This window comes from Gemmatimonadota bacterium (assembly GCA_016704275.1).
Lineage (GTDB): Bacteria > Gemmatimonadota > Gemmatimonadetes > Gemmatimonadales > GWC2-71-9 > Palsa-1233.
In genome coordinates this window covers 59,652-74,417 of record JADJAK010000001.1, presented here as the reverse complement: position 1 = coordinate 74,417, position 14,766 = coordinate 59,652, and the positions used below count along the sequence as shown (strand labels likewise).

Below are 14,766 nucleotides of genomic sequence, written 5' to 3'. Positions count from 1 at the left end.
GAGGAGCAGCGCCCACTTACCGGACGCTGACCAGGTCGCCTCGTCCGCGGCCGTCCCGCCGCAGAGATTTCGCTCCACGAACCTCTTGTGGAGCTGCTCATGCGATCCCCTTGGTACATGCTTGCCCTGCTCAGCCTCGCGTGCACGTCCCCCGTCATCGTCGATGTGCCCAACCCCACGATCCCGCCGCCACCGCCTGTCGTCGGCGGAGGGATGCGCGTCCTCTTCGTCGGCAACTCGCTCACCTACACCTACAACGTGCCACAGCTGGTCCGGCAATTGGCCGTGGCCGCGGGCAAGCCGACCCCGATCATCACCTCGCGGACGGCCGGGGACTATGCCCTGGAGGACCACTGGAATGAGGGTCAGGTACAGCGCGACCTGCGCGATGGCCAATACAACGTGATGATCCTGCAACAGGGACCATCCACGTTGACCGCCAGCGGCGAGCACCTCACCCAGTGGGTGCGGACCTTCGCCACCGCCGCGGCCGCCGTCAACACGCGTGTCGGGGTCTATGCCATCTCGGCACCCGTCGGAGCAAACTACGAGGCGGGAGTCGAGCATTACCGGACGGCCGCCGATGTGTCGTCGACCGCCTTCTATCCGACGTCGCAGGCGTGGCTCGAAGCATGGAGTCTCGACGAGGCGATGCCGCTGTATGGCGGGGATGGCTTCCATCCCTCGCGACACGGTGCGACCCTCAACGCCATGGTGATTGCCGCCCTCGTCTTCGACATCGATCCATCGACCATGCCGAACCTCTTTCCGACGATTATCACCGAGCTCCAGCTCGTGCAGCTGCGTCAGGCCGCCGATCAGGCCGTTCGCGCCTACGGACGGCGCTGATGCATGCACCGTGGCTGCTCGCCCTGGTCGCCTTGGTGGGTCCGATCGGCACCGCGACGCCCAGGGCGCCGGCAGCGGAGGGGCTCAAGCTCCTCTTCGTCGGCAATTCACTGACCTACACCCACAACGTCCCCGACCTCGTGAAGCGACTCGCCAAGGCCGCCGGACGGCCAACGCCGAGCGTGGAGATGCGCGCCTTCCCCAACGTCGGGCTTGAGGATCACTGGAAGGATGGGTGGGTCGCCAAGGCGCTCAAGCAGGGGCACTACGACGTGCTGATCATGCAGCAGGGGCCCTCGACGATGGCGGCGAGCGGCGCCGATCTCGGCCGCTGGAGCGCCGTGCTCGCTGCGGAGGCGGTGAAGCACGGCACGCGCCCCGGACTCTACGCCGTGTGGGCGCCGGCGAGCGGTGGCATGGGGGCCTCGCTGGCCAACTACAAGACGGCGGCCGACGCCGCGGGCACGGCGTTCTATCCCGTCTCGGCGGCATGGCAGGCGGCGTGGGCGAGCAGGCCTGCCCTGCCGCTGTACGGACCGGATGGTTTCCACCCTTCAGAACACGGCGCCATGCTCGCGGCGATGGTCCTCACCGGCGTGATCTTCGACGTCGATCCGGCGACGATGCCGAATCTTTTCAAGGGGACGATCAAGGATGACGAGATGGCGGTGATGCGAACGGCAGCGGCGGAGGCGGTGCGAGGAGGGAGACGATGATGGATGATCGATCATCGACCATCGATCATCGATATTCCGGGTAGTGCTGCTCCTCACAGCGCGGGCAGAGTCCGTGCGAGATCGCGGTCCCCGACTTCTTCGCGGCAAAGTACTCCAGCTGCTGCCACGCGTGCGAATCATCCCGCACCGACTTGCAGTGCATGCAGACCGCGACGAAGCTGCCAAGTGCTGCCGTGAGCGAGGCACCGATCGCGCGTGCCTCGGCGATGTCCCGCTCGTTGCCGATGCGGAAGAAGGCGGCGAGCATCCCGAATCCGACCATCAGCTGCGCCGTCCAGCCCACCAGCGTAACCGTCGAAAAGAGGACGCCGGCGTCGTCGAGGCGCGGCGACAATCCCGCGGCGAGTCCATGGATGGCGATCGCCGCCGCGGTGACATATCGCTCCTGGCTCGGCAACCGGACCGCGTTCGCCACCTGCCAGGCGGCCGCGAGCACGATACTGGTCATGACCACGAGGCTGAACGGCACACCGGGCAAGAGGCCGAGGCGAGTGATCCCGAGAATCAGCGTGGGGACTGAGAGCGCGGCGATCGGCACGTACCACCAGGTCGCGTGGCGTCCGCGGAGTTCGAGGGCGCCCGACAGCAAGGACCCTGCAAAGGCGACCCGGAGCATGCCGGCGAAAAAGACCGTGCCTTCGGTCGGGGCCGATGCCGGGAGGAGGAAGTGCCACGACAGTCGGGTGAGGAGGAAGCCCCACGCAAAGAGCCACCAGATGAGGAAGCGCTCGCGCCTGAGCCACGCCAGGTAACCCAGCGTGAAGAAGCAGACCGAGGCCATCATCAGGGGAACACCCGAGCCGAGCACTAAGCTTCGCATGTAAAGAATGTTAGAGGGGTGGGTGGGGGCTTGTCACCCCACCGCGGGTTGCGAGGCCGAACCGATCAGGATGCGCCGGGCGTCCCTGAGCGCCTCTTTGGTGCCGACCAGCACCAGCGTGTCCCCCGGCTCGAGGCGCTCGATCTTGCTCGGCGCCGGGATCCCGACGCCGCCGCGACTGATCGCCAGGACCGTCGCTCCGGTCCGTCCTCGCAGTCCGACTTCGGCCAGCGTCTTCCCCGCCGCCGCGTAGTGCGGCTCCATCCGGAACGGCGTCGGCGCGCCGATTCCCGGGAGCATGTGCGTCGCGGTCGTGAGACGATCCACGGCACCCGGATCGACCGGATAGAGCCCGGTCAATCCGGTCGTCGGCATCTCGACCGTGGCCTGCTCCGGCGGCAACGAGGAGCGGAGCGCCTCGATCAGGACCTCTGCACCGGCCGCGACATGCCCCTGCAGATTGGTGGCACTCCGCCAGGCGCCGAACCCCATCAGCAGCAGGATCACGCCGAAGACAACCACGCCCCGGAACGAGGAGATGAAGGGCTGGGTGGCCAGCAGGACCGGCAGGCCGAGCAGGAAGACGATGGTGATCTCGAGTGTCGCGACCATCGACCGCCTGGGTGCAGCCGCTCGATCAAAGCCGGTGGTCCGCGGGAGGGCAAGATTGGCCAGCAGCTGCGCAAGCCCGCGGGCCATCCGGAAGATGCCAAGCAGGAACGGTGCGCATCCCGCAGCGGCAGTCACGTAGAGTCCGATCCGGGCCAGCGACGCCGAGATGCCAAGCCGGGCGATGAACTCCTCCTCGAGCCGGACACCGAAGATCGCCATGCCGACGATCACCGCGATCACGCAGGCGGTGTCCACCAGCAGCCAGCGGATCATCGCCTTGACCCGATCGCCTGCGGTGCGGCGGGCCGGGGCGCGCCGCATCTCCTCGACCCACGTGGCGTAGAGCGCGGCGTAGGTCTGCAGCGCCCTCGGCAGCTTCCGATCGACATAGCTCGCCGCCGCCGGTGCCTGGCGCACCATGAACGGGGTGAGCAGCGTGGTGATGGCCGAGACCGCCACGGCCACCGGATAGAGAAAATCCCCAACGGCGCCGGTCGCGAGACCGAGCGAGGCGATGATGAAGGAGAATTCGCCGATCTGCGCCATGCTCATCCCGGCCTGAATCGCGCCCTGCGTCCCCTGCCCCGCGAGGAAGGCGCCCAGTGACACCGAGACCAACTTGCCGACGACGACGACCACCACGAGGAGGAGGATCGCGACACGATACTCCATGAGCAGTGCCGGCTGGATCAGCATGCCGACCGAGACGAAGAACACCGCGGCGAAGACATCGCGGACCGGGCGCACCAGTTCCATCACGGCGTGGCCCTTCCCGGATTCGCTGATCAGCGACCCGGCGATGAAGGCGCCGAGGGCCACGGAGTAGCCCAGATACTGGGCCAGCAGCGCGAAGGCGAAGCAGATGCCCAGGGAAGCGACCAAGGTCGTCTCCGGCCGCTTGAGGCGGACGATGAAGCGCATCAGCCTCGGCACGACGAGCAGCCCGCCAACCACCCACACCATCAGCAGGATGAAGAGCCGCATGGCGGTGCCCAGCAGCCCTGCCCCACTAGTGCCGCCACTCGCGCCGAGCGTCGCGAGACCGGCCATGAAGAGGACGGCGGCGAGGTCCTCGACGATGAGCACGCCGAAGACGAGGTCGCGCAACTTCCGGCCGACGCCGTGATCCTCGAAGGTCTTCGCGATGATCGTGGTGCTGGAGATCGCCACCAGGGCGCCGGTATAGAGCGCCTCGCGCGGGGTCCAGCCGAGGAGATACGCCGCCGTGAGGCCGAGGAAGGCCATCATCGTCACGTCGAAGAGCGCCGTGACGGCGACGCTGGGCCCGACGCGCAGCAGGCGGCGGATCGAGAACTCGAGGCCGATCGAGAAGAGCAGCAGGATGACGCCGAGCTCGGCGAGGGTCTCGGTGGTCACCCGATCGGCGGTGACCGGCACCAGCGTGACGTACGGTCCCACCATCACGCCGGCGAGCAGATAGCCGAGAATGACTGGCTGCTTCAGCCGCTGAAAGACGACGGTGGTGATCGCGGCGGTGCAGAGCACCAGCGCGAAGGTCGGCAAGAAGACGTGCCCATCACCCATGCATCAGCTCTCGGCCGAGGGCGGCGCTGTGGTGATGGGACGCCAGGCGATCGCTTCCCAGGCGGCATCGAGCGTGGCGAGGGCGTGCGGATGGGTCGCCGACCACTCCTTGGTCGCGATCTTCTCGGCCGCAAAGCCGACCAGGGCGAGCCAGACCGAGGTCCACAATTCGACCACCCCCGCCCGGACGCTCCCCTCCTGCTTGCCGGCGGCCACCAGTTGCTCGAGGCCGAGCCGCAAGTCGTTGGCGGCCAGGCGCGAGGCGTCGTCGAGTTCACCGGTCAGCCGCCAATTCAGCAGCAGACGGACCCGCGCCGGATCGCTCTCGGCGTTGGCCAGCCAGGTCCGGCCCAGCGTCCCGAGCCGCTCGCCAGCCGTCTTCCCCCCGGCCTGGACGGCGTCACGGATGGCCGCGACACCCCAGCGCTGGCTCTCCTGGTATGCGGCATTCAGGAGGGCCTGCTTCGACGGGAAATGCCGGTAAATGGTCCCCTCGGCCACCCCGGCCCGCTTGGCAAGGATCGGGGTGGTCGTGGCGTGGTAGCCCAGGGTCGTGAAGAGCTCCCGAGCCGCCTCGAGCAGGCGATCGCGGGTGGTCGGCGCATTGTCGGCCATCATGCTCCTCGGCTGGACGAACGCCCCGTGCCGGGGCGGATTATCTTCGGGCTCGGCAAATGCTCGACCCGAATCAGAGGACTACCCAATGAAGATGCTCGTTCTCGGCGCCGGCCTGCAGGGCTGTGCCTGCGCCTTCGATCTGCTTCAGGACCCCGACGTCACCGCGGTGACCCTGGCGGACCTCCAGCCGGAGCGGGCTGCCCGCTTCCTCACGAAGCTGGACGATCGTCGGCTCCATCTGGTCACGCTCGACGTCACCGACCACGCCGCCGTCCGGGCGGTGATGCAGGGCCAGGACGCCGTCCTCAGCGCGATCCCCTACTACTTCAACGGTCCGATGGCGTCGCTCGCGGTCGAGTGCGGCTGCCATTTCGCCGATCTCGGCGGAAACACCGAGATCGTCATGGAGCAGAAGAAGCTCGAAGCCGAGGCCCATGCCAAGGGGCTGTCGATCATGCCCGATTGCGGCCTCGCGCCGGGGATGGTCAACATCCTCGCCGCCGAGGGGATCCGGCGCCTCGATCGCACCGACCGGGTACGAATCTACGTCGGCGGACTCCCGCAGCACCCGGAACCGCCGCTCAACTACCAGATCGTCTACTCGCTGGAGGGGGCGCTCGACTACTACACCACCCCCTCCTGGATCCTCCGCGACGGGAAGAGCACCACGATCGAGGCGCTGAGCGAGATCGAGCCGGTCCCCTTCGCCGAGCCGATCGGGACGCTCGAGGCGTTCCACACCGCGGGTGGCCTCTCCACCATGGCCTTCTCCTTCGAGGGAAAGGTCCAGGAGATGGAGTACAAGACCCTCCGGTACCCCGGCCACGCGACCCTGATGAAGGCGATCCGCGAGCTCGGCCTCCTCGACCTCACGCCGATCAAGGTCAAGGGGAAGGACGTCGTCCCCCGCGATGCCTTCATCGCCGCCGTCACGCCGAAGCTGACCAAGCCGAACGGCCGCGACCTCGTGGCACTCCGCGTCGTGGTCTCGGGCGAGAAGAATGGCGCACCGCACAGCACCACGTTCGACCTCATCGATTACTTCGACGAAGTCCACCATATCTCGGCGATGATGCGCTGCACCGGCTACTCGCTCTCACTCACCGGGCTCACCCAGGTGCGCCACCAGGTGATCCGCGCGGGCGTGACGACGCCGGATGAAGGGATGCCGTATGATCGCTACGTCAGCGGACTGGCGGCGCGTGGGGTGGTGATTACGGAGTCGTGAAATTGCCGGATGATCGATGATCGATCATCGATGATCGATTGGCTCCCGACGACGCAAAGGCAGGCGACGCTGCGGGGAGTCATCGACCATCGATCATCGACCATCGATCATCGCTGTTACCAGCTCCACCCACTCCCGACATACCACCGCGTCTCGCCATTCGCCTTGGCGGCGGTGATGTTCAGCTGCGCGGCCCGGAGGACACGGATGCCGATGCCGCCACCGGCGCCCCAGGTCCAGTCCTTGAACGTGAAGGAGAGCTTGCCGCTCGGCACGGGCGACCCGGGCGCCGGAATGGCCAGTGGCGATGGGTCCTGGAAGGCGCGGCCACCATCGACGAAGCCGAGGATGGTGATGGCGCCGAGACCGCCGAAGTCGAGCAGCTCGTGGCGCAGTTCGACGCCGCCGAGGAGGAGGCCGCGGCCGACCAGCACGCCGACGGGCAACGCACGGTGCGAGGTGCCGCCACCGAAGGTGGTCACCGGCGATTCCCATCCCGGGATCTCGTGCTGGATGCCGACGCCGGTGGTGCGCGAGACGGCACGGAAGGCGTAGCGTGCCGTGAGGCGGGTGCCGCGGTGCGGCGAGATCCAGCCGCGCGCGATGCCGTAGCCGCCGGTGTAGCCATCGCCAGCGCTGCCGGTGAAGGCGCCGGCCTCGAGCAACAGCCCGCGATTCGGATTGTACTCGTTGTCCCGCGTGTCGAGCACCAGCGCGGCGCGCAGTTGCGCGTCGGTCTGCGTGATGGTGGCAGGGATATACACGGCCGGGCACGGCCCGGTAACGCACGGGATCCGGCCGTCGTCGAGCGACGCCGACGGGTAGCGGACAATCAACGCGGTCGGGGGCCCGGAGAGTTCCTGGCGGTCGATCGCGCCACGGAGCGCCAGCTGCAGCGGCCCGCGCAACCGGCGGGTGACGTCGAGCCAGCCATCCTGTCGGGTGCGACGCATCGGGTTCACGTCGCTATCGGGAAAGCCATCGTCACTGCCGGCCCCGAAATGCGACTCCCGCGTCGCCTCGACGCGGAGCCGGGCCCGCCACCCCTCGTCGAGCCAGAGCCGCTTGTAGTCGCCGCGCACCAGGTAGGAGGACCGCGTCGAGAAGCCGAGGTCGAGGCTGTGCTCGCGCAGGTTGGTGACGCGTGCATCCCAAGGCGCCTGGCGAAAGCGGATGATCCGCGCCACGCCGAAGACGCCGTCGTTCGGCGTCGAGGTCAGGTACGGGAAATAGGAGACGCGGGGCGGCATCGCCTCCGGCTCCGGCTCCGGTTCCTGCGCGGCGAGCGGGCCGACGAGCAACCCGAGGGCGAGCAGCGCACCGCGACTCATGAGTAGAGCGTGGCGCACTGCTCGATCCGCGCCCCCTTCTCGTCACAGACCGCAAACGGCGACGCCGTCATCGCGGCGGCGCCGTACTGCCCCTTCTTGTTCACGGCGTAGAACTGGATCTGGTACTTCGGGCGGCCGCGCTCGTCGAGGAGGCTCGGCGGCGTCATCGCGACGACGCGCTTGAGGGTGGCGAGCGCCGCATCGGTCGGGCTCATCCCCTGACGCATGAACTCGACCGTCAGGAAACCGCCGCAGGTCATGATGTTCATCTCGCCGAGGCCGGTGCTGCCGGCGGCGCCGATGGCGTTGTCGGTGTACTGCCCGGCACCGACGATCGGCGAGTCGCCACAGCGACCCGGCACCTTCCACGACAGGCCGCTCGTGGTGGTGACCGACGAGATGTCTCCCGCGGCATTCACGACATTCATGTTGATCGTCCCGGTGGTGTGCGCCATCTTCTCGCCGGGCTTCGGGTCGAGCCAGTTGTCGCTCGTCCCGCGCGAGGCGCGCCACCGCAACCACGCCTCACGCGATTGCGGCGTGAGGAGATCCTCGATCTGATAGCCGAACGACTGGGCAAAGCGCTGCGCGTCCTTGCCGACGAGCAGGATGTGCGGCGTGTACTTCATCACCAGTCGCGCGATCTCGCTCGGCGTCTTGATCCCCTCGAGCGCGCCCACGGCCCCCGCACGCTTGGTGGGGCCATGCATGCACGAGGCATCGAGCTGCACCACGCCCTCCTCGTTGGGCAATCCGCCGTAGCCCACCGACTGGTCCGAAGGATCGAGCTCCTGGATCTTCACCCCTTCGATGCCGGCATCAAGCGTGTCGGTCCCCTTCAGCACCAATTCGACCGCACGCGCCACCCCGCGCAATCCGTTGGACGACGCAATCGCGACCGGAGCAGCGAAGCGGCTCCGCAGAATCGCCGGCGCGGCCACGACCTGCTTCGGCGTCAGGGCCGTCCCGGCGACCACGGCGCCAGCGGTGCCGAGGAAGGTGCGGCGGGAGAGCGGGGTATCGGACATGCGGGGAGCTCCAGTGGAGGTGAGACTTCAATGATAAGAGGGGGAGGGGTGAACGGCAGACTGGGCGACCAGTGACCCGTCACCTGTGACCACGGGTCACGGGTCACGGGTCACGGGTTACTCCGCCCCGTTCACCTTTCACGTTCCCCCCCCTGCCGCCAGATTTCAACCATGACCCCTCCTCACCGCCCCCGCCTCGACCCGGCGATCTTCAATCTCCCGGTCGAGAAGATGCGGGCCGGCTACTACTCCGACAAATACTTCGTTCGCGCGCGCGACATCCTGCTGAACGACGACTACTCCCCCCGCGTGACCGTCCAGGTCTTCGGCAAGAGCGAAGCGTTTCTCGGCGGGATCGACGAGGCGATCGCCATCCTCAAGCTCTGCAGCGACAACTGGCAGGGGATGACGGTGCGCGCCCTGCATGACGGCGATGCCATCGTCCCCTGGGAAGTGGTGCTCGAGATCGAGGGCGCGTACGCCGACTTCGCTCACCTTGAGACGCTCTACCTCGGCGTGCTCGCACGACGCACCCGCGTCGGCACCAACACGCGCCGGGTGGTCGAGGCCGCCCACCCCAAGGACGTGATGTTCTTCCCGGCGCGCCACGACCACTGGCTGGTGCAGACCGGTGACGGCTACGCGGCGCATATCGCCGGCGCCATCGGGGTCTCGACCGATGCCCAGGCGTCGTGGTGGGGCAGCGAGGGAGTCGGCACCGTCCCGCACGGATTGATCGCGGCGTACGGCGGCGACACGGTCCTCGCCGCGCGGAAGTTCCTCGAGCACATGAGTGACGACATCCGCCTCGTCTCCCTGGTCGATTTCGAGAACGACTGCGTCGGTACCTCGCTCGCCCTCGCCAACGCCCTCGGCTCCAGCCTCTTCGGCGTCCGGCTCGACACCAGCGAGATGCTGGTCGATCGCTCCATGATTCCGCAGATGGGACGCGTCAAGCCGACCGGAGTCACCCCGCAGCTGGTGCACAACGTCCGGGATGCCCTCGATGCGGCCGGCCACCAGCACGTGCGCATCATCGTCTCCGGCGGCTTCACGGTCGAGAAGATCCGTGAGTTCGAGCAGCTCGGCGTCCCCGTCGACAGCTACGGCGTCGGCTCGTCGCTCTTCCAGGGGCGCTTCGACTTCACCGCCGATGTGGTGCGAGTGGATGGCACGCCGTGCGCGAAGGTGGGGCGGGAGTGGCGGGAGAATCCGCGGTTGTCGGTGGTGGAGTGAAAGTCGTAAGTCGTAGGTCGTAAGTCGTAAGTCGTGTAAGGAATCCGGACTCGGTCGACCTATGACCTACGACCTATGACCTACGACCTCTAGCCCCCAGGACCCCGACATGACCGAGATCTACTGGGACGTCGACACCCAACACGACTTCATTGCCGCCGACGGTCTCCTCGCCGTCCCCGGAGCGGAGTCGGTGTTGCCGGTCCTCGCGCGGCTGACGCAGCACGCGCACGCCCACGGGATCCGCATCGTGGCCACCGCCGATGACCACGACCTGGGGCATGCCGAGATCAGCCGCGTCCCGGACTGGAAGACGACCTACCCACCGCACTGCATGCGCGGCACCGCCGGGCAATTGAAGGTGGTGGAGACCACGCTCCGCGCGCCGCTCAGCGTGCATGCCGTGCCGCATGACGCCGACGCGCTGGCGGCGGCAGTCCGCGCGCACGAGGGCGACATCCTGATCCTCAAGCCGGGCACCGATGTCTTCCGCTGGAATCCGAACGCCGCGACGGTGCTCGCCGCGTTGGCGCCGACTCGCATCGTGGTGTACGGCGTGGCGACGGACGTCTGCGTCGTCGCGGCCGTCGATGGACTCCGACGACTCGCCCCCGATGCCGACCTGATCGTGGTGAGGGACGCCGTCGCGGCGCTGGATGCGGGGCACGGTCGCGCGTTGCTGTCGGAATGGGCGACCCGCGGCATCCAGGTCATGACCTGCGAGCAACTGCTGGCGTGACCACCACCGGGCGCTTCTTCCTACCCGGACCGGTCGAGGTCCATCCGGACGTCGCGCAGGCGATGGTGCACCCCGCGATCGGGCACCGTTCGGCGGCCGCCGAGGCGATGCTGGCGCGCGTGCAGCACGGGCTTGGCGACATCCTGCAGAGCCGGCGGCCGGTGATGACGGTGACCGGCTCGGCGACCGCGATGATGGAAGCCGCCATCCGCGCCGGAGTCGAGGAGCGGATCCTCTGCGTCATCACCGGCCACTTCTCGGAGCGCTTCGCGCGGATCGCGGAGCGCTGTGACAAAGAGGTGATCAGGCTGCATGTGCCCCATGGCGAGGCGCTCGAGCCGGAACTCCTTGCCCTCGCACTCGACGGGCCGCCGGTCGACGCCGTGTCGCTCGTCCACGTGGAGACGTCGACCGGTGTGGTGCAGCCGGTCAGCGAGCTGCTGCGACTGTTGCGGACGCTCGGCAACATCGTCACCATCGTCGACGGCGTCTCGTCGGTGGGCGGCATGGTGGTCGATCCCGACCGCTGGGGCGCCGACTTCTTCCTCGGCACCACCCAGAAGGCCCTCGGCGTCCCGACCGGTGTGGCCTTCGCGGTGGCCTCGGAGCGCTTCCTGCGACGCGCCGACGCCGTGGAGGGACGCGGCCTCTATCTTGATCCGGTGTCGTTGCATGCGGACGCGGTGGCCGGGCGCTTTCCCCAGACGCCGTCGCTGCCGGTCGTCCACGCACTGGATGCGCAGCTGGCGCGTATCGCCGTCGAAGGTCTCGCGGCACGATACGGGCGCCATCAGGCGATGCGTGCGCGCGTCGAGGAGTGGGTGGCCGGCCATGGTCGCTGCCACTTCATGGCCCCACCCGGACGACGCGCCGACACCGTCTCCGCGCTCCGCCTCCGCCAGGGAAGGAGCGCCGACGACCTGGTCCGCACCCTGGATGGGCTGGGCTGGCAAATCGCCACCGGGAAGGGCGAGGAGCGCGACACCGTCATCCGCATCGGACACATGGGCGACCGCACCCTCGCGGAGCTTGACGCCCTCCTTGCCGTTCTCGAGCCGAGGCTCTGACCCATGGACAGTGAAGGTATCAAGCCCATGCTTCGCTTTGTCGCGCGCAACTTTGTGCGCGGCGTGGCGATCACCCTGCCGGTGGTGCTGACGGTCTATGTGGCCTGGCAGGCGGTATCGTGGGTCGATGGCTGGCTCGGCCTCGCCATTCCTGGTGTCGGGCTGCTGGTGGTGATGGCGATGATCACCATCATCGGTGCTCTGGCGACCAACGTCGTCACCCGCGCCGCGCTCGCGACCCTCGACCAGCTTTTCGAGCGGCTACCGCTCTTCCGCCTGCTCTACTCCGCGGCGAAGGACCTGATGGGCGCCTTTGTCGGCAACAAGCGTCGCTTCAACAAGGCGGTGCGGGTCCAACCCGACCCGAAGCTCGACCTCTGGTTCCTCGGCTTCGTCACCGCCGACGACGTGGCGCGGCTGGGCTTGCCCGGCCACGTGGCCGTTTACCTCCCGCAGTCCTATAACATCGCGGGCAACCTCGTCCTCGTCCCTGCCGATCGGGTCGTGACGATCGAAGGCGACTCCTCCGACGTGATGAGCTTCATCGTGTCCGGCGGCGTCACTGGTGGCGGATCCCAGACCGACGCGCACCCGGCAACATTGGTCCGCTGAGGCAGACGCGCCCGGAGACGTCAGGGCGTCGTAAGGATGCCACGCGAGTGGAGTCGGCACGCGCGCGCACTGGTACCTTGACTCCGTCGGTAGGATTCTTCTGTCCAGGAGTCGTCGTGCGCTCCCTCCTCCCCATCGCATTGCTCGTGTCGCTGTGCTGCCCAGCACAGCGGGTTGCCGCGCAGTCGCCGTCGCGTGGCGACTTGGAAGCGAGGCTGCGCGAGCGCCCCAATGATGCGGTTGTTCTCTTCCGGCTTGCAGCGCTTGAGGCGAGTGAGGGACGGGCAGACGGCGCCTTGCGCTACCTCGACGCCGTGAGTCGTGCTCCGGGCGATCTCGATCCGAGCTTCTATCGCGGCTTCTGGTCACTGCACGGCGACGCGCGGTACGAGGAGATTGTGACGCGCATTCGCGCGGCGCAGCCACCGCTGGTACGGAGCGCCCTCGCGTTCGAAATCCCTGAACGCGACCTGCACCCCGAAGGGATCGCCTTCGACCCGATAAGCCGTGCCACCTTCGTCGGCTCCTTCAAGGGCAAGATCGTGCGCGTCGACTCGCTCGGCGCGGCGAGCGATTTCATGCGGATTCCGCCAGATGCTTCGGCGCGAGTCGTGGTCGGGATTCGCGTGGATTCGGGCCGCCGGCATCTCTGGGCCACCGTAGACGACCCCAAAGCCCTTGGTGACCCCACCGTTCATGGCGGCTCGATTCATCAGTATGACATCGTGTCCGGACGCCTTCTGGCAGTCCACGGCCCGGTGACGGGGGCGTTCAATGATCTGGTCGTTGCCCCGAACGGCGATGTGTTCGCCACCAACACGACCGAGGGAGCCGTGTGGGTGATCCCCTCCAGCGACCGATCGCTGCGCCGGTTCACGGCACCAGGGTCCGTGCCAGAGGCAAATGGGATCGCGGTCGACCCGACCGGGCGCCAGCTGTACGTCGGGAGCTGGCACGACATCCAGGTCGTGAGCACAGGCGACGGTCGGGTCCGGCCGCTCACCAGCGCCGTGCCAGTCGTCACCGCCTCCTTCGATGGATTGTATTGGTATGACGGGGGATTGGTGGGGATCCAGAATGGCCTCCACCCAGGGAGAGTGGTCCGGCTGAGGCTCGACCAGAGCGGGGCGAAGATCACCAGCGCCGAGTTGATAGAACGCTATCATCCGCAGTTTGCGGGGATGACCACTGCGGCCCTGGATGGCATGTCGCTCCTGTACATCGTGAACACCCAGTCCCGGCGCTTTCTGCCGGACGGGACCGTCCGTCCTGGGGAGATACTCGACCCGATCCGGGTCGTCCGAGTCCCGCTGCGATGAGGCAGTTAACACCCCACGTTCCCCTCCGTCATCCGGTGTGACCCCCGATACTTGGAACGTCACAGCTTTCACAGCCTCAACAAGGATGACCGCCATGCGCTCCACGCTCTTTGCCTGCACCGCCCTCCTGGCCCTGGCCGCCTGCAGTGATTCCCCGACCGGCACGGACGACACCGGGATCCTCGCCTCGCGCATCTCCAGTGACGTCGCCACGGTCTCGGCCGACGCGACGGCGGAGGACGTCGACGTCATGGCCGGGCTCAACGGCTTGAATGGCAACTTCACCGTGAACCTGTTGGACGGGATGACTCCGCCGATCGGTCCGGGCAACGTCACGGGCTGCGGCTTCGGCGGCGGGCGCTTCTCCTGCCCCCCGAACAGCGCCAACGGCCTGACCATCACGCGGACGGTGGCCTTCTACGACGGCCAGAATGCGGTGCAGCAGGCCTACGACGCGCTGCTCACGGCCAAGATCGAAGTCGCCGCCACGCTGCAGGGTGACGTGACCCGCGGCCCCTGGACCGCGACCATCAGCCGCACCCGCAACTTCGTCCACACCGGCCTCCTCGGCACCGAGACCAGCCGCACCACCAACGGCACGGCGACGGGCGCCGCCTCGCGGTCGCGGATCAATGAGGCCGGCAACAACCGCTCGTACGACATGGCGGAGACGGCGACCTTCGTCGACGTCGTCGTGCCGGTGCGCGCCGAGGGCGTTGCCCCGTGGCCGACGTCGGGCACCGTGACGCGGGTGATCACCGTGACCCCCGAGGGCGGCACGCCGGTCACTCGCACCGTGATCATCACCTTCAACGGCACCGCGACGCCGACGGCCACGGTCAATGGCGAGGCGTTCACACTGAACCTCGGCAACCGGACGGCGCAGCGGCGGCCGAACGGCTGAAAACAGCGGGTGAACGGTGAACGGTGAACGGGGCGCGGCCTCCAGCCGCGCTGGGTGAGCGGTGAGGGGTGGCTGGACGTTGTCATCCTGAGCGAAGCGACGGGGAACCCGTCGCGGAGTC

Annotated in this window: 14 protein-coding genes; 9 read left to right on the top strand and 5 right to left on the bottom strand. The window is 67.8% G+C overall.

Translation table 11 applies throughout. From position 1 onward, the window contains the following. Positions 1 to 99: 99 nt before the first annotated feature. Both IPG05_00425 and IPG05_00420 read left to right on the top strand, forming a co-directional pair. The gene (locus IPG05_00425) at positions 100 to 849 is read left to right on the top strand and encodes a hypothetical protein (protein MBK6493564.1); all 750 of its coding nucleotides are present in this window, start codon (positions 100 to 102) and stop codon (positions 847 to 849) included. Further along, positions 849 to 1,565, top strand: a complete 717-nt coding sequence (locus IPG05_00420) for a hypothetical protein (protein ID MBK6493563.1) — start codon at positions 849 to 851, stop codon at positions 1,563 to 1,565. The genes IPG05_00425 and IPG05_00420 overlap by 1 nt, the downstream gene beginning before the upstream one ends. A 25-nt stretch (positions 1,566 to 1,590) precedes the next feature. Here the strand turns inward: IPG05_00420 and IPG05_00415 are convergent, their stop codons facing one another. The 3 genes from IPG05_00415 to IPG05_00405 form a co-directional block, all read right to left on the bottom strand. Further along, entirely contained in the window at positions 1,591 to 2,370 is a 780-nt protein-coding gene (locus IPG05_00415; GenBank protein ID MBK6493562.1) for a hypothetical protein, read from the bottom strand. 69 nt (positions 2,371 to 2,439) lie between these two features. Continuing rightward, complete coding sequence (locus IPG05_00410) at positions 2,440 to 4,563, bottom strand: cation:proton antiporter (protein MBK6493561.1); 2,124 nt, start codon at positions 4,561 to 4,563, stop codon at positions 2,440 to 2,442. Between the two features lie 3 nt (positions 4,564 to 4,566). Then, complete coding sequence (locus IPG05_00405) at positions 4,567 to 5,181, bottom strand: TetR/AcrR family transcriptional regulator (protein MBK6493560.1); 615 nt, start codon at positions 5,179 to 5,181, stop codon at positions 4,567 to 4,569. Between the two features lie 85 nt (positions 5,182 to 5,266). Here IPG05_00405 and IPG05_00400 point away from each other — a divergent pair, with 85 nt between their 5' ends. Beyond that, a complete protein-coding gene (locus IPG05_00400) occupies positions 5,267 to 6,409 on the top strand; it encodes a saccharopine dehydrogenase NADP-binding domain-containing protein (GenBank protein ID MBK6493559.1) in 1,143 nt (380 codons plus the stop codon). A gap of 116 nt (positions 6,410 to 6,525) precedes the next feature. Here IPG05_00400 and IPG05_00395 read toward each other — a convergent pair whose 3' ends face one another. Continuing rightward, positions 6,526 to 7,740 (bottom strand): hypothetical protein, encoded by a 1,215-nt coding sequence (locus tag IPG05_00395; protein MBK6493558.1) that lies wholly within the window; start codon positions 7,738 to 7,740, stop codon positions 6,526 to 6,528. Further along, positions 7,737 to 8,768 carry a N(4)-(beta-N-acetylglucosaminyl)-L-asparaginase gene (locus IPG05_00390; GenBank protein ID MBK6493557.1) on the bottom strand — a complete coding sequence of 344 codons (1,032 nt, stop codon included), beginning with the start codon at positions 8,766 to 8,768 and terminating at the stop codon, positions 7,737 to 7,739. Before IPG05_00390 ends, IPG05_00395 begins: the two co-directional genes overlap by 4 nt. 171 nt (positions 8,769 to 8,939) lie before the next feature. On the opposite strand from IPG05_00390, the gene IPG05_00385 reads away from it, so the two are divergent. The 6 genes from IPG05_00385 to IPG05_00360 all read left to right on the top strand — a co-directional run bounded on the left by IPG05_00385 (position 8,940) and on the right by IPG05_00360 (position 14,645). Further along, complete coding sequence (locus IPG05_00385; GenBank protein ID MBK6493556.1) at positions 8,940 to 10,004, top strand: quinolinate phosphoribosyl transferase; 1,065 nt, start codon at positions 8,940 to 8,942, stop codon at positions 10,002 to 10,004. A gap of 109 nt (positions 10,005 to 10,113) precedes the next feature. Beyond that, on the top strand, positions 10,114 to 10,743 hold the full coding sequence (locus tag IPG05_00380; GenBank protein MBK6493555.1) for a cysteine hydrolase: 630 nt from the start codon (positions 10,114 to 10,116) through the stop codon (positions 10,741 to 10,743). Further along, positions 10,740 to 11,810: an alanine--glyoxylate aminotransferase family protein gene (locus IPG05_00375; protein MBK6493554.1), complete on the top strand. Its 1,071-nt coding sequence runs from the start codon at positions 10,740 to 10,742 to the stop codon at positions 11,808 to 11,810. The genes IPG05_00380 and IPG05_00375 overlap by 4 nt, the downstream gene beginning before the upstream one ends. Positions 11,811 to 11,837: 27 nt before the next feature. After that, positions 11,838 to 12,422 carry a DUF502 domain-containing protein gene (locus IPG05_00370; GenBank protein ID MBK6493553.1) on the top strand — a complete coding sequence of 195 codons (585 nt, stop codon included), beginning with the start codon at positions 11,838 to 11,840 and terminating at the stop codon, positions 12,420 to 12,422. Between the two features lie 116 nt (positions 12,423 to 12,538). Beyond that, positions 12,539 to 13,741, top strand: a complete 1,203-nt coding sequence (locus IPG05_00365; GenBank protein ID MBK6493552.1) for a hypothetical protein — start codon at positions 12,539 to 12,541, stop codon at positions 13,739 to 13,741. Between the two features lie 94 nt (positions 13,742 to 13,835). Further along, positions 13,836 to 14,645 carry a hypothetical protein gene (locus tag IPG05_00360; GenBank protein ID MBK6493551.1) on the top strand — a complete coding sequence of 270 codons (810 nt, stop codon included), beginning with the start codon at positions 13,836 to 13,838 and terminating at the stop codon, positions 14,643 to 14,645. Positions 14,646 to 14,766: the final 121 nt, after the last annotated feature.